The organism is Kribbella steppae (assembly GCF_004342025.1).
Taxonomy (GTDB): Bacteria; Actinomycetota; Actinomycetes; order Propionibacteriales; family Kribbellaceae; genus Kribbella; species Kribbella steppae.
This window is the reverse complement of sequence record NZ_SLWN01000003.1, coordinates 65,104-90,626: the sequence shown is the minus strand read 5'-3', so window position 1 is coordinate 90,626 and position 25,523 is coordinate 65,104. Positions and strand designations below refer to the sequence as shown.

The 25,523-nt window shown below is 64.1% G+C and carries 20 protein-coding genes and 1 pseudogene; 16 read left to right on the top strand and 5 right to left on the bottom strand.

Annotation, left to right across the window (positions count from 1 at the left end):
* Positions 1 to 198: 198 nt before the first annotated feature.
* From EV652_RS09030 to smpB, 6 genes are all read left to right on the top strand, one after another.
* Positions 199 to 654 carry a hypothetical protein gene (locus EV652_RS09030; protein ID WP_132208584.1) on the top strand — a complete coding sequence of 152 codons (456 nt, stop codon included), beginning with the start codon at positions 199 to 201 and terminating at the stop codon, positions 652 to 654.
* Positions 655 to 994: 340 nt separating this feature from the next.
* On the top strand, positions 995 to 1,897 hold the full coding sequence (locus EV652_RS09025) for a phosphotransferase family protein (RefSeq protein WP_132208583.1): 903 nt from the start codon (positions 995 to 997) through the stop codon (positions 1,895 to 1,897).
* Positions 1,898 to 2,156: 259 nt separating this feature from the next.
* On the top strand, positions 2,157 to 4,967 hold the full coding sequence (locus EV652_RS09020; protein WP_132208582.1) for a S8 family serine peptidase: 2,811 nt from the start codon (positions 2,157 to 2,159) through the stop codon (positions 4,965 to 4,967).
* A 251-nt stretch (positions 4,968 to 5,218) separates the two neighbouring features.
* The gene (locus EV652_RS09015) at positions 5,219 to 6,724 is read left to right on the top strand and encodes a CHAD domain-containing protein (protein WP_158441127.1); all 1,506 of its coding nucleotides are present in this window, start codon (positions 5,219 to 5,221) and stop codon (positions 6,722 to 6,724) included.
* A complete protein-coding gene (locus EV652_RS09010; protein WP_132208580.1) occupies positions 6,721 to 7,467 on the top strand; it encodes a ParA family protein in 747 nt (248 codons plus the stop codon). The genes EV652_RS09015 and EV652_RS09010 overlap by 4 nt, the downstream gene beginning before the upstream one ends.
* A gap of 110 nt (positions 7,468 to 7,577) precedes the next feature.
* Entirely contained in the window at positions 7,578 to 8,057 is a 480-nt protein-coding gene (smpB, locus tag EV652_RS09005; RefSeq protein ID WP_132208579.1) for an SsrA-binding protein SmpB, read from the top strand.
* Positions 8,058 to 8,193: 136 nt separating this feature from the next.
* On the opposite strand, the gene EV652_RS09000 is transcribed toward smpB, so the two are convergent.
* The gene (locus EV652_RS09000) at positions 8,194 to 9,078 is read right to left on the bottom strand and encodes a LysR family transcriptional regulator (RefSeq protein WP_132208578.1); all 885 of its coding nucleotides are present in this window, start codon (positions 9,076 to 9,078) and stop codon (positions 8,194 to 8,196) included.
* 119 nt (positions 9,079 to 9,197) lie between these two features.
* Between EV652_RS09000 and EV652_RS08995 the strand changes: the two genes are divergently transcribed.
* From EV652_RS08995 to EV652_RS08980, 4 genes are all read left to right on the top strand, one after another.
* The gene (locus EV652_RS08995; protein ID WP_132208577.1) at positions 9,198 to 10,295 is read left to right on the top strand and encodes a methyltransferase; all 1,098 of its coding nucleotides are present in this window, start codon (positions 9,198 to 9,200) and stop codon (positions 10,293 to 10,295) included.
* A gap of 71 nt (positions 10,296 to 10,366) precedes the next feature.
* On the top strand, positions 10,367 to 10,789 hold the full coding sequence (locus tag EV652_RS08990) for a PPOX class F420-dependent oxidoreductase (protein WP_132208576.1): 423 nt from the start codon (positions 10,367 to 10,369) through the stop codon (positions 10,787 to 10,789).
* Positions 10,790 to 11,392: 603 nt separating this feature from the next.
* On the top strand, positions 11,393 to 12,286 hold the full coding sequence (locus tag EV652_RS08985) for a hypothetical protein (protein ID WP_132208575.1): 894 nt from the start codon (positions 11,393 to 11,395) through the stop codon (positions 12,284 to 12,286).
* A gap of 487 nt (positions 12,287 to 12,773) precedes the next feature.
* Positions 12,774 to 14,843, top strand: coding sequence for a KAP family P-loop NTPase fold protein (locus EV652_RS08980; RefSeq protein WP_158441126.1), 2,070 nt, complete (start codon positions 12,774 to 12,776; stop codon positions 14,841 to 14,843).
* Positions 14,844 to 14,903: 60 nt separating this feature from the next.
* On the opposite strand, the gene EV652_RS08975 is transcribed toward EV652_RS08980, so the two are convergent.
* Positions 14,904 to 15,548: an HAD family hydrolase gene (locus EV652_RS08975; RefSeq protein ID WP_158441125.1), complete on the bottom strand. Its 645-nt coding sequence runs from the start codon at positions 15,546 to 15,548 to the stop codon at positions 14,904 to 14,906.
* A gap of 146 nt (positions 15,549 to 15,694) precedes the next feature.
* Between EV652_RS08975 and EV652_RS08965 the strand changes: the two genes are divergently transcribed.
* The 5 genes from EV652_RS08965 (at position 15,695) to EV652_RS08945 (ending at position 21,040) form a co-directional block, all read left to right on the top strand.
* Entirely contained in the window at positions 15,695 to 16,222 is a 528-nt protein-coding gene (locus EV652_RS08965; protein ID WP_132208572.1) for a site-specific integrase, read from the top strand.
* A 635-nt stretch (positions 16,223 to 16,857) separates the two neighbouring features.
* On the top strand, positions 16,858 to 17,940 hold the full coding sequence (locus EV652_RS08960; RefSeq protein ID WP_132208571.1) for a hypothetical protein: 1,083 nt from the start codon (positions 16,858 to 16,860) through the stop codon (positions 17,938 to 17,940).
* Entirely contained in the window at positions 17,933 to 18,292 is a 360-nt protein-coding gene (locus tag EV652_RS08955; RefSeq protein ID WP_132208570.1) for a hypothetical protein, read from the top strand. Before EV652_RS08960 ends, EV652_RS08955 begins: the two co-directional genes overlap by 8 nt.
* Positions 18,293 to 18,811: 519 nt before the next feature.
* Complete coding sequence (locus EV652_RS08950; RefSeq protein ID WP_132208569.1) at positions 18,812 to 19,591, top strand: hypothetical protein; 780 nt, start codon at positions 18,812 to 18,814, stop codon at positions 19,589 to 19,591.
* Between the two features lie 624 nt (positions 19,592 to 20,215).
* On the top strand, positions 20,216 to 21,040 hold the full coding sequence (locus tag EV652_RS08945) for a hypothetical protein (RefSeq protein ID WP_132208568.1): 825 nt from the start codon (positions 20,216 to 20,218) through the stop codon (positions 21,038 to 21,040).
* Between the two features lie 706 nt (positions 21,041 to 21,746).
* Here EV652_RS08945 and istB read toward each other — a convergent pair.
* Complete coding sequence (gene istB, locus EV652_RS08940; protein WP_132208567.1) at positions 21,747 to 22,571, bottom strand: IS21-like element helper ATPase IstB; 825 nt, start codon at positions 22,569 to 22,571, stop codon at positions 21,747 to 21,749.
* Positions 22,571 to 23,853, bottom strand: a pseudogene (gene istA, locus EV652_RS45155) (IS21 family transposase). Before istA ends, istB begins: the two are co-directional and overlap by 1 nt.
* On the opposite strand from istA, the gene EV652_RS08930 reads away from it, so the two are divergent.
* Entirely contained in the window at positions 23,812 to 25,221 is a 1,410-nt protein-coding gene (locus EV652_RS08930; protein WP_242001656.1) for a tyrosine-type recombinase/integrase, read from the top strand. The pseudogene istA and the gene EV652_RS08930 sit on opposite strands and share 42 nt — an antisense overlap.
* 126 nt (positions 25,222 to 25,347) lie before the next feature.
* On the opposite strand, the gene EV652_RS43990 is transcribed toward EV652_RS08930, so the two are convergent.
* On the bottom strand, positions 25,348 to 25,503 hold the full coding sequence (locus tag EV652_RS43990) for a hypothetical protein (RefSeq protein ID WP_158441124.1): 156 nt from the start codon (positions 25,501 to 25,503) through the stop codon (positions 25,348 to 25,350).
* Positions 25,504 to 25,523 lie beyond the last annotated feature (20 nt).

The following is a 25,523-nucleotide window of genomic DNA, read 5'->3' as shown; positions in this document are numbered from 1 at the left end:
ATCGCTGCTGTACGGGCATACCGCATCATCGCGAATCTCCCCCTTGGCCAACCTGATCAGGCAGGTGGCCCCCGCTCCTTCCATCGCCATGGCGGCCTCGGCGTTACAGCGGGGCCAACGGTCGGGCTCGTGCAGCGCTTGGCCTGTAGTGTCGCGCTGCGTTGCTCAGGTCGCCGTCGAGCTAGCAGGGAGTTATGCATGGGTGCGTCAGAGTGGAGCTACTTCGTTCCTTACCAGGAGGATCTCAACCAAGCTCTGCAGGACCTGCGGCAGCAGGTGTTCTCCACTGGCAAGTACTGGTGGTACGGGGAAAGCGAGTATCGCTCGCCTGCCAACCGCTTGTCCCGGCCGGCGCGGCTGGAGGACCTGTTCGAAGACGAGTACGTTCGCGAGGAGGGGACGCACTCCATCCTTGATGTCTTCCGAGTGGTCGACCCTGACCGGCCGCGGGACTGGTACGACCGGGGCACGATCGTTCCGGCTACCGCCGATGAGGTTCGAGCTGCAATCGGTACGGATCGACCAACCCGATCCGATACTGCCGAGCTTGACGACAAGTTGCCTCGAGCCCGTTGGGTTGGTCGCTGCGCCGTCCTGTACGACGAGCACGGCGTTCCCACTGAGATCACGTTCTGGGGCCACTCCGGCGACTAGACCCCGTGGGACTCGAACCACAACCCGCGGATTAATGGCTCGAGCCGGGCAACCGCTTCTGGCAACGGCGGTGGGAACCGGGAGCACTTGCCGGTCAGCTTGGGCAGGCAGGTTTCCGGATCTCGGTCGTCAGCGAGCCGCCGATCGCCCCGGACACGCCGAGCGAACTGCGTCCGCAGGAGCTGAAGCATCCGGCGAGGTTCATCAGCTTCATCTTCTTCGTGCTCGAGGCGTGCTGACTCGGACATCCAGCCGGCTGACGTGGCCCACGTCGACAGACGGGAGTAGTCGAACAATCTATTGGGTGGCCCGGTCAGGATCGCTGAACGAGACTTGGGCGATGGTGACAACCCCTCGCCCGATCATCGACTCGGTGGTGCGGTCAGTCTGCGGCCGCGGCGTCGAGCGGCTCGTTCCCCTCGCCGGTGGCGGGATGAATGAGACCTACCGCGCCGAGTTTGCCGGCGATGTCGCGGTGGTCGTCCGGATCGCGCGTCAGCCTACGCCGTGGTTCATCGACGAGGCGCACCTTATGGCGCAGGCACGTGACGTCGGCGTGCCGACAGCACAGGTGCTCGGCCTCGAGCACCTGGATCACGACGGTGAACTGCTGTCCTTCTCGATCCAGCAGTTCCTGCCGGGGTGTTCGCTCCAGCAGCTCATCGGCGAACTGCCTGCCTCGGATCTCGAGCGGTTGGTCATGGACGCCGGTGAGATTTTGGCACGGGTGCACAGCGTGGTCCCGGACGACGAGCGAGGCATCCGGCACGAGCTGCGGTTGCCCGAAGAGCGCGAAGTCACCCGGGTCGCACGCATCGTCAGGGAAAGACTCGGCCCGGCGGCAGCCGCGGTCGTCGAGCGCGGTGCCGACTTCCTGCGCCAAGAGGTGCCGACCCGTCCGGCGCCCCCGTTCTCGCTCGTCCAGGGCGATTTCTGCCCCAAGAACCTCCTGATTCACGACGGGACGGTCGTCGGCGTCATCGACTGGGAGTTCGCCGGCCCTGCTTCGCCGGCGTACGACCTCGCCCAATGGGAGGTGGACGCCGGCGACCCCTTGCATGACCGATTGGACCTGGTGCGCCGCGGGTACGCGCGGGTCGCTGATCCCGAGTCGGCCGATGCCGGGTTGACGCCGGCCTTCGCCATCGACTGGACACTCGAAAAGCTCGGTTGGAAGAACCCTGCTTCGCCGGCCCAGTTCCGGCGCTGCGTGGACGTGATTGCCCGCTATACGGCCTCTTGACCAACTCAAGCACCATTCGCAGCTGCAACTGCTGCTGACGGCCGTAGACGATGAGCGCGACGATCACGGTCAGTGCCACGATTGTTATGTAAGACTTTTGGCCGGGCACGTAACGACCGCCGGTGGGGGCGCGATGAGCGTTGGGGCCGCTGCTGCGGTCCGTTCCCGCCCGAATTCCTGGGGGTCATCGTTGTCCCGTCCTGCCCGTCTGCTGCGTCTGGTCGTGCCCGCGGCCCTGGTCACAGGTGGTTTGGTTGTCGTGACCGGTTCGTCCGGGTCCGCAGCCGAGCCCGAGCCGTACCGTCCGCCGTTCACCGCGCCTCACGACACCGCGAAGGCCGAGTTCGAGCCCAACGCTGTGATGGTGAAGTTCAAGCCCAAGACCTCGTCGTCGGCTCGGCGGGCCGCGGTCTCGAAGTTCGGTGCTTCCGAGGACTCGGTGAGCTCGAATGTCGTGAAGATCAAGGGTTCTCTGTCCGCGCCCGAGCTGCTGAAGAAGGTCAAGGCCGAGCCGACGGTCGAGCTTGCGTCACTGAACTACAAGCGCCACGTGTCCGCCGTACCGAACGACGAGTACTACGGCACCGACCAGAAGACGTACCTGAACACTGTCCGGGTACCCCAGGCCTGGGACGTGTCCAAGTCGACCGGTAGCCAGATCGTCGCGGTCCTCGATACGGGTGTCGACGCCGGTCACCCGGACCTGGTCGGCCACCTGGTGCCGGGGTACAACGCCGTGTCCAGCACCCGTCCGAACCCGGTGGACGACAACGGGCACGGCACGATGACACTCGGCATCATCGCCGCGGGCGCGAACAACGGCGCCGGGGTGGCCGGTGTCGGCTGGAACGTGAAGGCGATGCCGGTCAAGGTGCTGGGCGCCGACGGTTCGGGCTATGACGCGGATGTCGCCGAAGGCATCGATTGGGCCGTTGCCCACGGCGCCAAGGTGATCAACATGTCCCTCGGCGGCCCCGGTGACAACCCGGTCCTGCACAACGCGGTGATCAACGCGGTGAACCACGGAGTCGTGGTGGTGGTTGCGGCCGGCAACGACGGCACCGACGCGAAGCAGTACCCGGCGTCGTACCCCGAAGCGATCGCCGTCGCGGCGACGAACGCCGGCGGCGTGCTGACCGACTTCAGCTCGTACGGCGACTGGGTCGACATCGCGGCTCCGGGCTGGGACATCCTCAGCACCGGCTCCCGGGCGCTGACTCCGTCAGGCTACGAGCCGTACTGGTACTGCACCGGCACCTCCTGCTCGGCGCCGATCGTCACCGCGATCGCGGCCCTGGTGAGGAACAAGTGGCCGTCGTTCACACCGGCGCAGGTCGCGCAGCGGCTCGAGGGCCTGGCGCGGGACGCGGGACCGCGCGGCATCGACCGGTACTACGGACACGGCATCGTCGACGCGTACGCGGCCCTCGGCGGGAAGACTACGACCGACTTCCCGGTTCTCCCGCCGGACGGCAACGACCAGCCCGCCCGCGCGGTCCCGCTGTCGCCGGGCACGATCAGCGCGACGATCAACACCGAGGGTGAGGTCGACTGGTACCGGGTGTCGCCGAACGCGTCGCGCACACTCCAGGTGATCCTCACCGGCCCCGAGTTCAACGAGGACATGTATTCGGTGAACTTCGGCCCGCGGGTCGAGGTGTACGACACGAACCTCAACGGGCTCGGCTCGGCCGTGAAGGCGTACCCGGACATCGACGAGAGCACCGGGTGGCCGATCTGGGGCCCGCAAGTGGCCAAGACCACGGTGGCGGCGCCGGCCGGCGACGTCTTCATTGCCGTGCGCAACGACAACGGCTCCCGGGACACCCGGCCGTACACCCTGAGCTACGGCGAGGGCGGAACCCTCAACCCGGGTGACGTTCCGCCGGCCTATCAGGTGCGCAACGTCTATCCCGACGACAACCGCCTCGACGTCGCGGTGGCCACGACGCCGATGGTGACGTTCGCCCGGGACATGGACGGGTTCTCGATCTCCACCAATACCGTCCGGCTGCTGAACGGAAAGACCGGCGCGGTGGTGCCGAGCACGCTCGGCGCGTACGACCCGAGCACCCGGAGTGTGGTCATCACTCCGACCGGTCCGCTGCTGGAGGGCACGCCGTACCGGATCGACGTGAACGGCGTGCGGCATGCCGGCGCCGACGTGAACCTGCTGCGGTGGAGCAGCGTCTTCCTCACGACTGACCAGGCCCCGCAAAAGCTGACCACGTTCACCGGCAGCGGCGCGTACCTGGCGGCCAACCTGGCGTGGACGATTCCGCCGACACCGGACCTCGACCAGGTGATCGTACGACGCAACGCCGGAGGCAAGGCGCCGACACTGACGACCGGGACGCTCGTCTACGCGGGCACCGGGACCGCCGTGAAGAACACCGGGCTGGCGCAGGGGGCCACCTACACGTATGCCGCCTGGGTCAAGGATCGCGCCGGCCACTACAGCCTGCCCGCGGTCAAGTCGTTGCTCGGGATGAAGTCCGGGATCAGTACGACGTCGACGGCGATCAGCTACGGCGGATCGATCACGATCAAGGGCAGCACGCTGCGGATGATCGACAACCTGGCGTACGCCGGTCTGCCGGTCAATCTCTACGTGCGGCCGAAGAACTCGTCCACGTTCAAGCTGCTCGCGGCCCTGAAGACCACGACGACCGGAACCGTCAGCTACACCTACAAGCCCACGGTGTCGTCGGTGCTCATGATGACCTTCCCCGGTAACGCCAACCTGATGGGAACGCGGACCCCGGACATCACCGTGCAGGTCGCGCCGACGATCTCGGCGACGCTGTCACCGGCGACGATCCGGCTCGGGCAGGCCACCGCGTTCAGCGGGTACGTAGCCCCGGCCCACTACGGCCACCCGGTCTATCTGCAGCAGTACTCCAACAAGGTGTGGAAGTCGATCGCCTCGGTGAAGTTGAGCACCTCGGGCAAGTACGCGTTCGGCATCAAGCCGGCCATCCGCGGCCAGATCGCCTACCGCGTCTGGTTTCCCGGCGACGCCGATCACGCCCAGGCGTTCACCGCGAACAAGATCCTGACCGTCAGCTGACGGACCGGCCACCCCACTGTACCTATGGGTACAGTGGGGTGGCCGGAGAAACCGTCCGCTAGGCGGCGGCAGGCGGAGTGATGATGCGATGCGCGACCAGGACTCTGGTCGCGCCGGGTGGTCCTGCTGACCGAATATCGGCAGACCGGTAGTGCGCGCGCCCGCATCGCGACAGGGGCATGCCGTAGTTCACTGGAGTGAGACATACCTGCGTGCATTCATCGTTCACGTCGCGTTTCCGGGAGTCGAGGGTGGCGGCTGAGTTCGTGGTCGACGAGGCGGTCGGACCGTCGTGCATCGAAGTGCTGACCGACGCGTTGCCGGTGCGCGTCGACGTCCACCACACCGAGCGCAAAGTCTGGTTCGACACGCATGACTGGCGGCTGTTCCGGGCAGGGCTGCTGCTCGAGCACCACGTGCGGAAGCGCGAGTCGTGGCTCGTGCTGAGCGACCTCGAAGGGCAGCGGATCTCCCGACAGCCGACCGGCCGTACAGCGGTCACCGCGCACTCCCTTCCGGAGGGTGTGACGCGAGACCGCGTCCTCGAACTGATCGGCGTGCGGGCGCTGCTGTCGCGCGTAGTCGCGAGCGGTCCTGTTCAGGGGCTCTCGGTGCTCGGCCCCGAGCAGAAGACCGTCGCCCGGATCGTCGTCGAAGGTCCCACAACAGTCCGGGACGGCGCGGCCGTCGGCCTGCGGGCCAGGATCGAGTCTCTCCGCGGCTACGACAAGGACGCGGCCAAGGTGTGCCGGACGCTGGACGCCATCCCCGGGTTCGGGCCGGCCAAGGAGCCGCTCTTCGAGTCGGTCCTCCGGGCCGCCGGTCTCGATCCGCGCAGCTTCCGGTCGAAGCCCGACCTGGAGTTCATCCCGCGAATCCCGGCCACCCAGGCGTTCGCCGGCACGCTCACGCAGCTACGAGCCATCGTCCTCGACAACGTCGAGGGCACGCTTCGCCAACTGGACACCGAGTTCCTCCACGATCTGCGTGTCACGGTGCGCCGTACCCGAGCCGTGCTGAAGTTCGCGCACGGAACGATCGACGAGGACATCCGGGCGAGGTACGCCGTCGAGCTCAAGTGGCTCGCCGATCAGACCTCGTTGAGCCGCGACCTCGACGTGTACCTGCTCGGCTTCGACGACCTGGTCAGCCGCGTGTCCGCATCGAGCGAGCTCGAACCGTTCCACGAGCAGCTCACGCGGCACTGCACAAGGGCGCACGCCGTACTCAACCGCGCACTGCGGTCCGAACGCTTCGCCGCGCTGCTCGACGGATGGCAACGTGAGCTGACGGTCCCGGAGCCTGTCGAGCGCCCGGTGATCGAGGTCGCCGACGAGTTGCTGAGCCGCGCCTGGAAGCGAGTCGCTAAGCGCGGCGACGCCATCACTGACGCCTCTCCGGCGGAAGCCGTGCACGACCTGCGCAAGCGCTGCAAGGAGCTGCGCTACCTGCTCGAGTTCTTCAGCAGCTTGTACGGCGCCGACGCCCGAAGCGAGGCCGTGAGTGAGCTCAAGCTCCTGCAGGACATCCTCGGCGAGTTCCAGGACGCCGAGGCCCAACGCATCAGCGTCCACCAGTACGCCGTCGAACTCGCCAAGGCCGGAACGCCCCCGGCGACGCTGATGGCGATGGGTCGCATCGAACACCACCTGCAGCTTCGTCAGGACGCCGCTCGTGCCGAGGTGGCGGACCGCTGGCATCGGTTCAACCGGAAACACAACCAGCGTCTCTACGCAAGGATGGTGACCAGCCGATGAGGATCGTCGCGTCGTACAGCATCAAGGGCGGTGTCGGGAAGACGACCGCGGCGGCGAACGTGGCCTGGCTGGCCGCCGAGAGCGGACACCGGGTCCTGTTGTGGGACCTGGATCCGCAGGGCGGTGCGACGTACCTGTTCCGGATCCGGCCCAAGGTCAAGGGCGGCGGCGAGGCGCTCGTCTCCGGCAAGCGTGACCTCCGCGACGCCGTCAAAGCGAGCGACTTCGACAACCTCGACCTGCTGCCGTCCGACTTCTCCTACCGCAACCTCGACCTGCTGCTGGACGCGCAGAAGAAGCCGACCCGCCGCCTCGGCCGGCTCCTCGACAGCATGGCCGACGAGTACGACGTCGTCGTACTCGACTGTGCGCCGAGCGTGTCGCTCGTGTCCGAGGGCATCGTGCGCGCCGCGGACCTGATCCTCGCTCCGCTGGTGCCCGCTCCGCTGTCGGTGCGCACGCTCGACCAGCTGCGGTCGTTCATCGCCGAGGCCAAGGGGCCTGCGCCAGACCTGCTCGCGTTCCTGTCCATGGTCGACCGCCGTCGCCGGCTGCACCGCGACCTGTCCGAGCAACTCCCGAAGGAACACCAAGACGTCGCGGGCACCGCGATCCCGATGGCCTCGGTCGTCGAGCAGATGGGTGTACGCCGCGCCCCGGTGGTGGCCTGGGCCCGCACCGCCCCTGCGTCGGTCGCCTACCGCAGCCTGTGGGACGAAGCCCGGCTACTTGCGAAGGTATGAGCCCCGTTGAAGTCGAGCACGGTCCCCGCCGCGAACTCGGCCTCTGGAGACGCCAGGCTGACGGGCTGTCAGGCTGTCAGGCTGTCAGGCTGTCGGGGCAGAATTGCCGTGTGAAGAAACCCGAGGCCGAACCCGTGGTCGCGCGCAACCGCAAGGCTGCCCACGACTACCACCTGGGCGAGTCCTGGGAGGCGGGCATCGTGCTGCAAGGTGCGGAGGTGAAGGCACTCCGTGCCGGGCGGGCGTCCCTGGTCGGCGGCTTCGCCGCTGTCGAGGACCGGGAGATCTGGCTGCACGCCGTGCACATCCCGCAGTACTCCCAAGCCCGCTGGTTCAACGACGGCTCACGCCGTAAGCGGAAGCTGCTGCTGCATCGTGCCCAGATCGACAAGATCGAGCGCAAGGTCAACGAGAGCGGGCTGACGATCGTCCCGGTGACCCTCTACTTCAAGGACGGTCGCGCGAAGGTCGAGATCGCCCTGGCCCGCGGCAAGAAGACCTGGGACAAGCGACACACGCTAGCTGAGCGCGAGGCGACCCGAGAGGCCGAGCGCGCGATCAGCCGCCGGCGCAAGGGTCGCCCGGACTGATCAGCGGCGCCTAGGCGCAGCCCAGGTTCAGGCCCCCGAGAGCGCGCCTCTCTCTGCCGTCAGTCGCTCGGGCTTGGCCGGCAAATCCGCCCCGTCGAGGTGGTGTCCGAGGACGGCCGCCAGCGAGTGCTCGCGCTCACGCAGCGCTGCTCACCAGGTCGTGTGCGGCCGCGGCGAAGGCCCGGACCCGGGCGGTGGCACCGTCCACACGCCACATCAGGCGCCAGTGCACCGGCGGTGCATCCTCTAGGAGGACATAGGCGACATCGGGGCGCATGTAATAGCGCCTGATGTGGGCGCCGATCGGCAAGACTCCCCGGCCGGCACCGACGAGGGTCAGGGCCTCCTGAAAGGACCCGGCCGCCGGACTGGACTCGATCGGCTGTTCGGCAGGGGGCTGGCGCGACGGTTGGGAGCCGGGCAGGTCATCGGGCGTCCGCAGCACGGTGACCCCGGCGAGGTCCTCGACCGAGACGGACCGCCGGTTGGCAAAGGGGTGTCCGGACGGCACTGCGAGCATCCGTGCCTCGGTCACCAGCGCGGGTCCTGTGTGGAGGTCGTCCCGCTCGGTTGGGAAGCAGGTCAGCAGCACCTCCACCTCACCGCCGAGCAGCAACGGCACGGCATCGACGAGCTGCACCTCGCGAACCAGGACCTCGCAGCCGGGCTGGCGAGCGTGCAGCAGCTCGGCGGCCCCCGACAGCAGTTGGCCTCCGGCCGCACCTACGAAGCCGACGTGCAGAGTGTCGCTGATGCCCCGGCCCGACCTGACCGCCCGTTCGAACCCGGCCACGATCATCTCCCGCGCGGGCTTCAGGTCCTCGTACAACCTGTGCCCGATCGGGGTCAGCTCCACGCGGCGACTGGTGCGGTTGAACAACGGCGCGCCGACACGGCGCTCCAGGCTCCTGATCGTCTGGCTGACCCGGGCCGTGGACACGTGCGTCCGCTCGGCGGTTCGACCGAAATGCAGCTCCTCGGCAAGTGTCAGGAACGCCTCCAGCTCATAGCGCTCCAGCATTTGCGACCCCCATCGTTAAGCCACACTTCACGAGTGTTGCACAGGTTCGCGTTGATCGACACAGCGGCTCGGACGACGGTGGAATCCGGGATTCGCACCACGTGAGCAAGGGAGAATTCATGCATAACACCCGTGATCAGGCCGTGGCCAATCCGACCGGGACGAACGCAGCGGTCGGGCCGCGCGTTGCCGACCACGACCCCACGGTCTCGCCTCTACCGCTGATGCAACTGTCCATCGGCTTCTGGTCGTTCAAGGCGCTCGCGGCCGCATACGAGCTGGACCTCTTCGCCAGTCTGTCCGGCACCGACGGTCGCACCATCGACGAACTTGCCGAGATTCTGGGAGCCGGCCAGCGGCCCGTTGAGTTGCTGGTTACCGCGTGCGCGTCCATCGGATTGCTCGAGGGCCGGGACGGGCGCTACGTCAACAGCGCGCTGGCTGACGAGTTCCTCGTGCCCGGCAAGGCTCACCACTTCGGCGGCTGGGTGCAGATGCTCGACCGCAGGCTCTACCCGGCTTGGAGCAGGATGACCGAGGCGGTGCGAACCAATCGGCCGACTAGCTGGAACCCCGACGAGCAGGCCCACCTGTTCGACAGCGAGGACCCTGAGCTGTTGGCCCTGTTCTGGGAGGCGATGCACTCGCTGTCGACGCTCACCGCGCGCGAACTCGGCGTACACGTCGACCTGTCTGCCTCCACCGCCCTGCTCGACGTTGGCGGCGGCTCGGGGGCCTACGACATCGAGCTGTCCCGGCGCTACCCCAACCTGCGGGCAACGGTGTTCGATCTGCCGCCGGTCTGCGAGATCGCCTCGAAGAAGATCCTGGCCGCAGGCTACGAGGACCGCATCGCGGTTACCCCGGGCGACTTCCTCGCCGATCCCGAGCTCCCAGCAGGCCATGACGTAGTGCTGCTGTCCATGATCATGCACGACTGGACACCAGAGCAGGACCTGGCAATCTTGCGCAAATGCTTCGCGGCCTTGCCACCCGGCGGCCGGATCGTCATCAGCGAGTTGCTGGTCAACGACGAGAAGACCGGGCCACCCGCCGCCGCCTTGATGAGCCTGAACATGTTGGTGGAAACGGTGGGGCGCAACTACACCGCGGCGGAGTACGAGCGATGGTTGCATGCCACCGGGTTCGTGGACGTCCAGACCATGACCTTCGAGGCTCCCGGCGCGAACGGCGCGGTCCTCGCCTGCAAGCCGTGACGGCATCCTTCGCAGTTCGCGCGCTCGCCGCCGGGACGGCGTGCTCAGCGCATTAGATAGGAGTGCAGCAGTTGTCGAAGCCACCACTTCCCGATCGGATCCGTGAGCTGCTCGCCAAGCCGAACCCGTCGGTGATCACAACGGTACGGCCGGACGGCCAGCCGGTCTCCGTAGCCACCTGGTACCTCTGGGACGACGGCCGCTTCCTGGTCAACATGGACGAAGGGCGCAAGCGGCTCGAGTACCTGCGCAATGATCCACGCGTGACGCTGACCGTTCTCGACGTCGACACCTGGTACACCCATCTCAGCGTCCAAGGCCGGGTGGTCGAGATCCGCGACGACGCCGGGCTGGCCGACGCGGATCGGTTGGCGCGGCAGTACCTCGGAATGCCCTACCCAAAGCGCGAGCGTCGGCGAGTCAGCGCTTGGATCGAGGTGGAGCGCTGGCACGGATGGGGCGCCGCCGAGAACACCGACGTCCTCCACCACTGAAAGAGAAACGGCTCGGTCGACTACCTCCCCGGACCGAACCCAAGCAGGGGCGTTCATCTGGCGGTCGACTTTGGCCTGCAGCCGAATCTGGATCCGATCGACTTGCTTCTCATCCGTTGTCGACTCCACCAGTAGGAGTCGTCGCCCGTGACAGGGTCTACGCCGGCGTGACCATCACCCGGATGGAGTTGCCGCCCCGACGGATGTGCCCGCGCCCGCGCCGCTCGGGAGGCATGGATCATGCCTACCCGTTGACAGACGTCGTGGCCAAGTGGACAGCCTGAACAAACATGCACGTCAATGCCAGTAGGCCCCGTGGTGTAGGCCCCGTGGGACTCGAACCCACAACCCGCGGATTGGGAATCCACGCTTGCCGTTCGTGTGCGCTGACTGCCAAATCTGCCACCTGACCTGCGAACTCTCACAGACTGTAGTCAGCAGCAGTTGGCGTCACTTGGTGGCATTTCGCGTCCAAAGAGGTGGTGAGAGAGGTGGGCACAGAGCGGTGGAGTCTGCACCAGGGTCACTACATCGATACACGTGGTCCCTAGGCGGGAGTCGCTCGTATAGAGATCATGTCCTCTACGAGCCTAGGAGTGGGGGATGATCCAGATGGGGGCGTGGCCCGATTGGGTAGCCGCAGTTGCTGCGGTGTGTGCTGCAATCTTAGTGGGGTGGCAGTCCTGGGAAACACGAAAGAGTGCCCAGGCTTCGGCGAAGGCAGTCATTGCGGCGAACCTAGCCGTGTCGCTGTCGCAGGAGGTATTGGAGGTTGCGCGAATTGAGGAACGGCATACGCGGAAGTTGATCGGCGAAAGCGTCAAGTCTCGAATCGATGCCGGGACTCAATGGTTGAAGGTGACTGCGAGCCATTCTGTTAGGTGGCCACCTCACGATGCTGACATAATCATAGTCACAGGGGGTAGTGATAACTTCGGCGAACCGCCCGACCTCAGGTTGGATGTGGTGTACCGCTTGCCCAAAGATCGCAACCATCTGATCGGCGTACGGGTCGCATTCTCAATTTTTAACGACAGCCCGCGTACCGTAGTCGTCGCAGCAGGTGAGTACTGGACAGAGATCGTCCCCGGACAGGGTCCTTTGATCCAAAATCCCGGCCCGAAAGAGATCCCGGGTGAAACAGCGGTCAAGGGCTACTTCCATGTCGCTAGACCAGTCTCTGAATGGGTCGAGATTGCTGGCCACAGAGCGGCTGGCCATACTGGAGACCAAGCCAAATTCACCTTCACCGTATCTGACGATTCTGATGCCGGCGCTATAGACCAGTATGATATTTTGGTCTCCGGGACGCCGCTTGTTCAAGTCAGCGACGAAGAGGGCGCCTGGCGCTTACAGCCTGGCCAGTATCAGGATTACCATCAGCGATTCCCTGTAGTGGCAGCGGTCGCATTGCCGGGCAAACGAACCTACTATCTGTCTAAGTCGAAGAATCTGCTCTTAGACACTGCATTCGGAGAGGACCTTTCGCATACTTGACGGTTACGTGTCAAAGCGCGCGGGCAGTCCTCCTCATCGCCCCGATAGCTGCCGACCTCAGGTCCGGTGCGGTGCGGGTCAAGGGGCGAGCTTGCTCGCTCGCTTGCGATGCCGGAGGCACCCTTGACGCGTGCCGGGTCGGACCGCACTTCTCCATGATTGCTAGCGGGGCGATGCGGAGCCTACGGTCAGACGGCAGGCAACCGCGGCTACGCGCAACAGGTAGCCGGCCAATCGAACAAGTGGTACGTCGGCAGGGTGTCGATCGTTGATGGCCAGTTCTGCTGTCTTCGCCCCGGCACCCTGTTGGCACCTGCGCGCCAAGCCAAGGGACGCGCCCAGAACGCAGCGAAGCGGAGTGGCGGGCAGGCGTCCCGCCCTGTGGTGGCCGCGCGCAATCGGGCCCTGGAGGGGCCCGTCTTGAAGACGTAGAGAAACGTGTCAGGCGAAGTGGCTCGTCCTCGGATCTACATGAGAAGGTGACGTGGTGCCGAACTTCGCTGACAACCCCATCAAGCATGCTGAGCAAGACCGCCTGCAACGACGGGAGGGCGCGCGGAGCGTCGCTGCAAACATCCGTGAACTCGACGCCTCGGAAGGGTATGTCCTGGGGATTGTCGGGCCGTGGGGTTCAGGCAAGACCTCGATCGTCAACATGATCCGCGATAGCCTCGAGGTCGACCCGGCCCTCCCCATCATCGAGTTCAATCCCTGGATTTTCTCAGGGACCAATGAACTCGTTGAGTCCTTCTTTCGCGAACTTTCAGCACAGATGCGACTCAAAGGGCGTAAGATCGCCGCCATCGCAGATGTCGTGGACACCTATGGAGATCTCCTCAGTCCAGCGTCCGCGATACCGGTGTTCGGTGCCTGGTTTGAGCGTGTCCGTGGCAGCGCCAAGGCGCTCCGGGCGTACCAGGAGAAGCAGAAAGGCAGCGTCGCACAGCAGCGGGACAAGCTCGCGGAGGAGTTGGCGCGACTCGATCGTCCGATCGTTGTCGTCATTGACGACATCGACAGACTCGAATCCTCAGAGATCCGCGACATCTTCAAGCTCGTGCGGCTGACGGCTAGTTTTCCGAACGTGGTTTACCTTCTGGCGTTCGACCGAGGCCGCGTCGAAGCGGCCTTGACGCAGTCCGGATTCGACGGTCGTTCCTACCTTGAGAAGATCGTGCAACTCGGAGTCGATGTTCCCGTCATTGCGAACTCGTCGATGCTGCGCGTACTTGGTGAGTCTTTGGACGACGCACTCGAAGGTCTGGACGCGACCGATCGCTTCGACACTGACATCTGGCCCGACGTGCTCATGGAGATCATCCGCCCATTGATCACGAACTTGAGGGATGTCAACCGGTACTGCGCCGCAGTGCGAGCCAAGGCGCGGACGTTAGGCTCGCAGATCGAGTTGGTCGACTTGATGGGCCTCGAGGCAATCCGCGTCTTTTTGCCCGACATGTTCAGCGCGATCGTCGCAGGCCGCGACGGACTAACCACTGCCTCTTCGAACTTCGGGACTGGGCAGAACGATCCCAGCCTGAAGGCCGAGGTCGAAGCGATCGTTGCCGCCGGCGCATCACATCCCGATGTCGTTCGGGCAGCGATTTCGCGGTTGTTTCCGGCGGCTCGCCGGCACATCGAGAGCAACACCTACGGGTCGTCCTGGCTTTCTACCTGGCTGAAGGCGCGGCGGGTTGCCCACCCTGATGTACTCGCTCTCTACTTGGAGCATTCGACCAACGAAGAGCTGCGGGCATTTGACGCCGCGGAGCAGGCGTTTGAAGTCCTTGACGATCAGGCCTCCCTGGAGGCACTCCTGCGGAGCTTGAATCCCGCTGAGCTAGAAGACGTCATTTCCGCGCTCGAGGCCTTCGAGGCCGACTATCCACCGACCGCGGTTGTCCCCGGCTCTCGGGTACTCCTCAACCTGCTGCCCGAGCTGCCGGATCGCCCACGTGGGATGTTCGGCTTCATCAATGGTCGTGTCGTAATTGCCAGGGTTGTATTGCGCCTGCTGCGCCGCCTCGACTCCCCTGCGCAGGTAATGGAAGCCACTACGCAGATACTCGTCGAGGTGACGTCGCTGAGCTCGCGACTCGAACTCATCACCTTGGTCGGACATCGAGAGGGCGCTGGACACAAGCTCGTGTCTGAAGTCGATGCCAGATCGCTGGAGAACACGCTCCGGTCGCAGATCGAATCCGCGTCGCCGGAAGAACTCGCCCAGGAGCAGGACATCCTCCGTCTGCTGTACATACCGAAGAACTTCGAGGCTGGGCAGGTCGTACAGGCGGACGCCAGCAGTCCCACGCTGGCTAGGGCGCTACTTCTCGACTCCCGAAGTGTTGTCCAGAGCCAGGCCATGGGGAATCGGGCAGTGCGCCGGACCACTCGCCTGAACTGGGACCTGCTCGTAGAGGTAGTTGGTGGAGAGGAGGAAGTGAAACGAGCGATCGAGACAGTGCGTGGATCTGCCGACGACGAGCTGACCAGTGTCATTAACCTTGCGGACAAGTACCTCACGGGCTGGCGACCATCGGACTGGGGCGACGACTGATCCTGGCCAGGCTCGACAGTCGACGACACAGGGCGCATTGGCAAGCCGGTTGAGGTGCAGCTACGAGGCTTCGGCAACAGCCACTGCGAGATCGTTCATGTCCTCGACGACAGCGTCTGCGCCCGCTGCCGCGAGGTCATTGGACTTCCCTGGCTTGTTGGCAAAGCCGACACTGCCAGCACGTGCGGCTATCGCAGCCTTTACGTCACTGATCTGGTCCCCGATAAGGACCGTCTGCGCGGGATCGACTCCAAGGACTCCAGCTGCTCGCTCGAGCAGAAACGGGCTCGGCTTCATCCGATCGACGTGAACTGGATCTCGCGCCTCGATGTGCTGGATCCGCGAAGCCAGACCAGCATGATCGAGATAAGCGCGCACAGACGCCTCACAGTTGTTGCTGACGATCGAGACGGGACGATCTGAGACGCTGCAGGCGCTGAGGAATGCATCAGCCCCTGGGGTCGCTGTAGCGCTCTCCACAGCCTTGACTTCGGCGGCCTGGAGGGCGTCCTCGACTTGTCGCCAGACACGATCACCGAAGGGTGCCGACGCTGCCAGAACCTCATGCGGGCCGCTGGCCTCGAGGATTCTCTGAGGCAGGTGACCTAGCGCGTCCTGGATGAGCGCCCGGAGTTCTTCTGCGATCTGCGTCGCTGGGTATCCCGCGAACACTGAGCACACTGGACCATCGAAGTCCAGCAGCACGGCTTGGGTACGGCGGACGACAGATGCAGGGGATTCGCCGGTCACGGCGTGTGGGTCCGACTGATGGTGCCCCAGACGCTTTCGAACCAGCTGCGCGCTTGGTCGACGTACTGCGAGCCGGCAACTCGATCGTTGTCGGTCACTGAATGATGGAAGAGCACGGTGTCCCCTACTGCGTCGAAGATGGGCATCTCTTTCCCATCGATCGCGACTTCCCGCTCAACCACGGGATAGAAGCCGAAGAGGACCTCCTCATCGTTCAGCGCACTCTGGCCATGCTCCGGCGTCGGTTCGCAGCGGGTGTGAAGCTCGACTGGCCGGTTTTCCCCGACAGCATCGGCGGATTCCGGCACCCGAACAACACCCTTCGTGATCTCCGAAAGGTAAGGGCCGAGATCGAGTCGCTTGAGTGGGTCAAGTCACACAACTTCCGCAAGACACTCGCGACGTTGCTGGACGATGCCGGCCATTCGGCGCGGCAGATCGCCGACCAGCTCGGGCACAGCCGTGTCTCGATGACACAGGACGGGTACCTCGGTCGGAAGATCAGCAACGCCCAGGCCGTCGCGGCCCTGAAGGCGGTGCTGGGGACCGGCCCCGACGACAGCTCGGACGGCCAAAAGGTGGCAAAAGCTGGGCTGAGGAGGTTGCTGCTGTGGTCATGTTGGCCGTGACCTGCGGTTTTGGTAGGCCCCGTGGGACTCGAACCCACAACCCGCGGATTCCCCCAGGCTGTCTCGCGACCTTTCCCGTCAGATCCCAACCGGCCCGCCGACCTGCGCATATGCGCGGTCAGGCATGCTGTCTGCGCCCGACACTTCCGATCGCTTCCCGTCCAAAACCATGGGGTATCCCGTGGTGGGCCAGCCGAGGCCGGGTTAGGTCGATGGCAGGTCGCCGGGTAGCTGCCGCGTCTCTCAGCAACGGAGGCAGGGTACGACGAGACCTCTGGCGCAATGCAGGCCAGTCTGAAACGTGAAGGTGACCAGGCCTTGGGGGGCGGCGATGGATCAGACTAGCGCAGCAGAACTGACGTACTTCTCGACCATGGCCCAGGTAATCACCGTCTTCCTGCTAGTGGCGACAGTGGAGTTCAGTGCCCCCATACAGGCGCCCTCGACACATGGCCTTACTGCACTATGCACCTGACGGCCACGCCTGGCCGCAGTGCCCTCTCCGTCTCGAGTAGGTCCAGGTGTGCTCGCGATCGGCCGCAGAACCGCGTTAGGCCACATGCGATGCCCCAATGTGTACATGGGCCTGACAGTGGCGCACACTGAGTGATGGGGCGGATGGCTGTGGGGGAGCGATGATCTGGTACTTGACCGGAAGTCGGCTGGCGACAGGTTTGTCCAGTATCGCCGCAGTCATCTATGTAGATGCGACCTTGGACAGCCGGACCCTCGATGGATATCTAAGCAGGCTTGCACCAGTTGAGCTTGCGACCCTACTGCCAGCCATCGCAATAACATGGCTATCGCTTGACGCAATCGTTTCATTTGGGGCGCGATACTTGCGAGGCGAATGGCCGGCGCGTAGCAGGACAGCTGCGAGGGTTAGAGCGTTTGCGATCCGTCGACACGTTCGGCGCTACGAGCGCCTGCGCGACCGAGCCAGAAAATTTCAGGAGGAGGCGCTGGATTCAGGTCCTGGCAGGCAACCCACATCTGAAACAGAATGGCTTCGGGCGTCAATGCTCGAGTTTTCCTCGTCGTATCCTCGGGGGATAGAAAACATCACGGCAACAAGATTGAGCAATACGCTTAAAGCGGCGGAGGAAAGGCTGAACTCTCGCTACGGCATGGATGCCACGGTGGTTCTGCCGCGCCTCACGCCGATATTGCCCACAAGACTGGAGAAGCGGGTGGATGCCAAGTCGGGAGCGATAGATTTTTGGGTGCGATTGGCAGTGCTATTAACGGTTGTTAGCTCCTTCGTTTTTGTGAGCATGTTCCTACCCTCGGCCCCAAGACTGACTCTCTTGGGCCTAGTCGTGCTGCTGGTCTCTACCACCGTCGCCGCCTATCGCGTCTCTATTTCATGCGCACACTCGTACTGCGTCGAAGTAGAGGTCGCATTCGATCTCCATAGGATTCAGTTGCTCGAGGCCATGAGTCTTCCTGCGCCAAAGGGTCTCGAGCATCAGCGTGAACTATTTCACCTGGTTTCGCTTATATTGCTTGGCGCTAGCCAGGATGATGTGAAGTTCATCTACGAGAAAGTTGACAAGAAACTCTCTCGTGGCGAGTGGGTCGAAATCAACAACTTCAGCGTTGGGCAGGCTGCGGCTGTCGGCAATCGGCCAAGTGTGAAGGCCCAGCGCATCAGATTTACGAGCGGGAAGCCGGTGAAAACCCGGGGGCGAATCAATTCGGGAGGAAGCAATGCCTAACGACCATTACGAAGCGGAGCAATCAGTGATCTCTGGCCCAAAGGGAAAGGTGCGTGCCGACTCGATACAGTTTTTCAAGTTTGACGGGAAGTCTGAGGTTGACCCACAGAAGCTGGCTAAGGATCTCGAACAACTTCGGGCCGCGGTAAGGCAGGTTCCGGATGTGGATCCCGATGAAAGAGATAGGGCGGTGGCCGCGCTGTTAGCCGCCCAAGACGCCGCCACCGAGGGCGATGAGGTAAAGGTCCGTGCGAACTTAAAGAGGGTCGGAAAGTGGGTTCTGAACGTCGCTGAGTCCATCGGAGTCGGAGTGGCGATCGCGGTTTTGCGGCAAGTCGTAGCCAGTGGGTAGTCGCCGATTTGGATTAGGCATGTCCGCCCTGACGAGGACGCGGAGGATGACCATCCAAGAAGACGCACACAACTGAAAGCCAGAGTGACTAGGTCGCCGCATGTACTTCGATCATCGCGATGCTATTTGAAGTGTCCTCGGTACGGTTTCGGCTGCAGGTCAAGAGCCCAGGCGCCCTGCCGCGTCCGGATGATGGCGAGTGCAGGGTCCAAACCCGCTTAGGTATACGCCGACAGATTTACAGACCAGCCTCTGCGTGGCTCTGACCTGCGCAAACTGCATCGAACCGCCACCTGATGGCGGAACCAGGGCAAGCCGACCGCCGAAAGCCCGCTGCGAGCCCGCGACGATGCCGCTGTGTTCCAGCTTGTTCCGTGTGGGGGCTGGAACACAGCAACGGCGGCGAAGCGCAGTACACAGTCGTTCGAGAGGCCATCGAGCAGGATCGATTCCGGCCCCTGCCGACGGCCGTGCGGGTCGCGGGCTTCCTGACCGGACAGGTACGACAGACTGCCTGTCATGGACGGCAGCGAGATCTGGGCTCACATCAACGACAGCGTCGCCGCGGCGGGATGGCCGCTGGTCGTCTTGACCTGTGCGCTGGTGTTCATGATTCTGTTCCGAGGTCAGATCGGCGAGCGAATCTCGAACATCGTCAAGGCCAAGGCTGGCATCGTTTCCGTCGAGCTGGACGCGAACCAGCAGGCCAACGAGGTGCTGGGCGAGACGGTGCCCGAGGTGCTCGGGCGACCGGAGCCAAAGGCAATCACCGCTGGACCCGACAAACCGGCCGATGTCGACGGGGAGTCCAGCACCGTCACCGGAAGTGCACACCTCGAAGGTCGCGCGACCATCACCGCCAGTGCGGATGTTGCGCGTGCATCAGGCACGGCCAGCGACGCGGATGTTGCCCTCGCTGCAGAAGCAGACGACCTCTTCGCCCGACGCGAACAGATCGAGGACATCATCCGCGCGTCGTGGCGCGCTGGCTACGAGGCGGCGCAGGGGAACGAGTCTGCTGTGCCCCCAGAACCGAACATTGTGTGGACTGGATCGAAGCCCGCGATCTCTGGCTGGAACGTAGTTGTGCGGCCGGCCAGCATCCGGAGCGCCGCGGCCGTCGGCACACCGACTGTCGTACAAGGTCCGAACGAAAAGGTCCGTCGTCTGGAAGACGAGATCCGGCGTCTACGGGCCAGCGGCGTGCAGACCTCGAAGAGCGCAACCCCGGACTACCTCCTCTACATCGAGTTGCAGGACAAGTTGCGCCGCCTCGATCCGAATTCGCCGTTCGCCTGAGCACGGGGAGGCCAGACGAGACGAGATGCGCGCTTGTCGTCGGCCGTGCCCAACACGCTTTCCAAGACGGCAATTCGATGTTCAACGTGGATGGAAATCAGTGTCTGAGCTAGCCCAGATGACGCAGTGCACCTTGGCGAACGTCAACGGACGAGTACGGATGAGACCCACTTTGAGACCCCTGCCACGCGCGTGGCTCGTTGTGGTTCGGCCGGGCTTCTCATGCGCTCAGGTTGAAGAGTCTGCTGAAACACCCCGGTGTTCCAGCTGTCGTCTGTCGGTTCACGGCCGCGAATGTCCCCCGCGTGAACCATCCCGCAGACAGACATTGGGAGGCGCCAGTTGCCTGCTCGCGTAACACTGACCCGCGAGTTGCGATGTTGTGTAGCAGGACCTTGAGCGATGAGACGGGGCAGCGCTATGAAGCGTCGGACTTTGACCACACGGCGGCGATGGGAGAGACGTGCGACCGGAGAGCATGCTCCGCCGCCACCACCACCGAAGCGGTTTGCTCTGACCGATCATCTGGGGCTCGTCATAACGCTTGGCGCGCCACTCTTTGCGATTCTTCAGATCGCTGGTCGCGTACAGTATGAGCGGAGCACGCTCTTTGCAGTCCTTAGCGTGACCAATCCGGTCGGGCTGCTTAGTCGCATTCTGTTATCAACGATTCCGATCGTGTTCTTCGTTGCTGTCATGGTTCGGGTTGTCGTCGCGGCATGGTCCCGCCTAAAGATCAAGTCCTGGTTTATAAAGAAGCTTAACGCGAAGCTCGCTATTGAGCCGACCTATGCATCCATCGCATACGGACTCGGTTTCGCGGTATTGATTACAACTGTCCCATGGGGTTATTTCATCATCTTCCTTGTGCTAACAGTTCCTGCTGTCGTGCCCTTGTTGTTCCTAGACTGGTGGGTGCCGACCTTCGCGCAGTGGCACTACAAGCGTTCAGTCAAAGAGGCGGCGCCAGAGGTATATGTACTCGTGCAAGGACTCTCCGCTGATGGGGTGGAAAAGTTGATGAAGATTACCGGTTTCGACTACGGTATGGGGCGCGGAGGTGCTTTCCGGTTCGTGGTTCCGCTTGCAATGGCTTGGGCCGTGGTCATTCTGTCGTTCCCTACTGCCTTCTGGATGCCATTCGAAAAGATTCAGCCCAAGGGTGAAGAAGCCTTCACGGCGTTCGTCCTGACTCGTGACGCGGACGAACTCGTTCTGTTGACGCCTGTGCGAAAGCAGGTTGTACGGGTGCCCGCCCAAACGACGACCCGGGAGCTTTGCGATCCGTCTCCTGTTTCTGAGAACTGGCAAAACGTGCTTCGCGATCCAAAGGAAGGCGAATTGAACTGGCTAGCGACGGTCGACATGCAACCTAGCCTGATCCAGCTGACCTCCCGCGCCCCCCAGCAGCTCGTTCTTCCTGCTTGCCCTCCGCGTTTCGAGCGCTAAAGACGACCAATTAGGTATTGCATCCGCCCGGACCTCACGAGTGGCTCCGACGCCCTATCTGGTCCGGAATGCGATCCCGGTGGCCTTCCGACGCGGCGCCCCTCCCAATGCCTGCTGGCTGGGCCACCGGGAGTCATCAGGTCGCGCTGGGACAGGTCTGCTCAGGACTGTCCCAGGCGTTTGCGCAGGTCGGAGTGTTGTCTGAGACAGTGGGACACCTGGGACAGCTCGCCAGCTACTGGACGCGACGGCCGACCTGGAGCTGGGCCGTCAACCTGCGCCCGGTGCCCGGACCGGACTTGATCTCTACAGTTGCGAAGTACTTCCCGCTGCCGACCGGTATCGGATCGGATGCGACCTCGAAGACTTCGTCTCCGACACGGAAAACCGTGGTGGATCGGACTGTCTCTGCGGCTAGCAGGAATTGTCCTGGACCGGCGCGAACGGCCTCGACTGGTGTCTGCTCCCCGTTCTCGCCCATGACTAACCCAAAGATGGCGCGAAAGCCTCTGCCGCTTGGCACCTGGGGCAAGTTCCGTACTTACATCACGCACACCAACGAGAAGGGCAAAGCGGACGGCTACCGGTCAACGGCGTACTTCAGAGACTTCGATGGGCGCACTCGACAGGTCGACGCGTACGGATGTCAACGACGGTTGAAAATGAACCCCTTTGCGGCGGTTGAAAGTGAACCCCTTGCTGGTTGTCATGGTTGGTCGTCGGTCGGTGTGGGGATCCGTCCGAGGTTGTGGTTTTTGAGGCGGTAGGAGTCGCCTTTGAGGGCGATGACGTCGGCGTGGTGGACGAGGCGGTCGATCATCGCGGCGGCGACGGTGTCGTCTCCGAAGACTTCGCCCCAGCGGCCGAACTCTTTGTTGCTGGTGACGATCAGGGATGCTCGTTCGTAGCGGGAGGAGACGAGCTGGAAGAACAGGTTCGCGGCTTCGTGTTCGAAGGGGATGTAGCCGACTTCGTCGATGACCAGCAGCGGGTAGCGGCCTAGCCGGCGGAGTTCGTCTTGGAGCCGGCCTGCGGTGTGGGCCTCGGCGAGCCGGTCGACCCATTCGGCGGCGGTGGCGAACAGGACTCGGTGGCCGGCTTGGCAGGCGCGGATGGCGATGCCGGTGGCGAGGTGGGTTTTGCCGGTGCCGGGTGGTCCGAGGAAGACCACGTTGTCCTTGCCGGCGATGAAGTCGAGTGTTCCCAGGTGGGCGATGACGTCGCGTTTGAGTCCGCGGGCGTGGTCGAAGTCGAACTCCTCCAGGGACTTGCGGGCGGGGAACCTGGCGGCCCGGATCCGGCCCTCGCCGCCGTGAGACTCACGGGCTGAGACTTCGCGTTGCAGACACGCGGCCAGGAACTCCTCATGCGACCAGCCCTCGGCCCGGGCGCGTTCGGCCAGCCGACCGACGGCTTCGCGCAGGGTCGGTGCCTTCAACGCCCTGGTCAGGAACGACAGTTCACTGGTCAGGTCTCGTTCGGCCTTGATGACTGTGCCGGGTTTGGCCGACGAGCTCGCACGGGTTGCCATCAGGCCACCTCGCCGTCGACGCGGGTCCCGGTCGGCCCGATCGGTTTGGTTAGGCCGAACAAGGCGTCATAGACCGACAGGTCTCGGCGTTCCACCACGACCTCAGCGCCGGTTGGCCGCCCGGTGCTGGTGGCTTGGTCCCTGGCTGCTGCGGCGTGGTGGGCAAGACGCTTCGCGGCCTCTCGATGGGCCGGGTCGGTGATGGTCTGATGTCTGGCCCAGCAGCGCCTGTGCCTGCCCACGACCACACCGCCACAGGTAATGGTGACCGTAGTCAGGTCCGCTGCGACCTCGACGAACCGACCGACCACCACAGGATCGACGGAGTAGTCGTTGGACGCGATCCGCACGTAGTAATCCCGCGGCAGCCGGACCCGCACCGACCACCCGACGGCTGGAGCCGTCGGTGGCATCGCCAGCATCGCCGCCCGATCGGTGGCCCACCGTGCCGTCGGTGCACAGCCGATCCGACGCGAATGCCGGGCATTGGCCAGCACCAACCAGTCGGCCAGCTGGGTGTTGAAGTCCTGGTGCCCGGTGAACGTCCGCCCGGGCAGGAACGAGGTCTCGAAGTAGCCGTTGTTCCGCTCAACCAGGCCCTTGGCCTCCGGGTCGCGGGGCCGACACAAATGCACCCCGATGCCCAGACTGCCGCGGAAAGTCTCGAACTCGCCCGTCAGCGTCGCCTTGCCGCGCCGCCAGCACCCCACCGCGGACTCGTTGTCCCAGACCAGCTCGCGCGGCACCGCACCGATGTTCTGCAGCAACTGCCAGTGCCCGGCGATCAGGTCCGGTGCCTGCCGCGACGCGATCATCACCGCCCACCGCATCCGCGAGTAACCAGACGTCATCACCAGCACCGGCGGCGACCCTGCCTGACCAGCCCCCAACGGCACCACTGCCGGCGGGAACCACAGATCACACTGCACCCGATGCCCAGCCCCGTACTCCGTCCGCGACGCCGGATCCGACGGCAGATAGTGCGGACGGAGCACGCGACCCGATCCTTCAGCACCGTCAAGCCATGCTGCCAGCCGATCCGCTCCGCGATCACCGTGGCCGGCATCGTCGGAGTCGTCTTCAACAACTCCCTGATCCGAGGCTCGACCGCATCAACCCTCGAACCCCTCGAGGCTCGGACATACTTCGGCGCCGTGTCCCGCGCCAGCGCACGACGAACAGCATTCCGCGAGACCCCCAGCTCACGCGCGATCGCCTTGATCGCCATCCCCTCCGACCTGTGCAGCCGACGGATCTCAGCCCAGTCCTCCACTGTCATCACCCTTCACAGGGTCACGCAGGGGGTCCACTTTCAGCCGTCGCTACAGGGTCAGTCTTCACCCGCCGTCGACAACGGATCGAGCAAGACCGCTGCAGAGACAACCTGCAGGAGAAGCTGATCGAGCGTCGCAACGGCGGTCGGGGCAGCAAGCTCACGGGGTCAGACAAGTTCTCGCTTGCTGCGGATCTGTGGCTTGAGAAGTTCCGACAGATGGTGAAGGACGGCAGACGTTCTGCTGGGAGTCTCGACACCTACAGGTGCCATCTGGATAGGACTCTCCTGCCAGGGCTGGGAGATGTCCGTCTCGGCGAGATAAACACCCCGCTCATTGACAAGGTGGTCTGTGCAATCCGCGACGAGGTCGGGCCGGCCACGGCACGGAGCTGTCGAAGCATCATCTCCGGCATCCTGGGGTTGGCTGTTCGGTACGGCGCCCTACCGGTCAACCCCGTTCGCGATGTTGAGCGGATCGAGGGACAGCCAAAGAGAAGGCCCCGAGCGTTGACGGAGGCTGAGCGGGAGGCCTGGTTTGCTCAGATCAGCAAGGATCCTGCTGCTGTACGGGCGGACCTTCCAGACCTGACCACGTTCATGCTCGCGACAGGCGTCCGAATCGGAGAATCGCTCGGATTGCTGTGGCCACAGGTGAATCTTCAGACAGGCGAGATCGAAATCACCCACCAGATTATTCGGGTGACGGGTGAGGGACTGATCCGAACGCGTACCAAGTCCCGTGCAGGTGAGCGCGTGTTGGTCGTGCCCTCCTGGTGTCTCTCGATGCTGTTGGCCAGAGCGGCACAGGGCATTCGGCTGGAACAAGCGGTATTTCCTGACTCGCGTGGCGGATTCCGTGACCCATCCAACGTCAACAGGGATCTACGGAAGGCGCGCTCTCCCATCGGTGATGAGGTTCGGCGGGCGCTGAGCGAGCAACTGCGCAAGGCGAGGCGAGACGCCGGCATAACGCAACCGGAGGTGACGAAGCGCCTCGGCTGGTCCAGCTCGCGAATCAGCCTGATCGAGCGCGCACGGCTCAAGGTCACGCGAGAGGATGCGGCGGCGCTGCTGGATCTGTACCGCCTGCGCGGTCAGGAGCGGGCGACCCTACTCCGCCTGGTCGATGAAGCCTCGGCGCCGAGTGAGGCTGACGCGTTCTCGTGGCTCACGTCCCACGTGTTCAGGAAGACGACGGCAACGATCCTCGACGACGCAGGGCAAAGCGCGCGGCAGATCGCCGACCAGCTCGGGCACGCGCGGCCGTCGATGACACAGGACGTGTACATGGGTCGGAAGGCGAAGAATCCGGCCGCGGCGAGTGCTCTGGAGAGGGCTCTCAACGCTGGTCCGGAGGACAAAACCGTGGGGTAAACCATGGGCCACAAAGACACGAAACCCCAGGTCAGCTCTCTGACCTGGGGTTTTGTAGGCCCCGTGGGACTCGAACCCACAACCCGCGGATTAAAAGGCTGCGCGATGGCATTAACTCTGCCATCTCTAGGCGTCAGGAGTGGCTTCCATCGGCACTGTGGACAGCTCCACCAGCACGAGTTGACTCCAGTTCGCGTCATGAACCGTGTCACGCGACAGGGCATCGGTCACCGCGTAGCTAGTCGCACTCTCAGCAGCGTAGTCGGCTTTCGCCCAGGCCATCCCGTTCAGGAAAATCGATC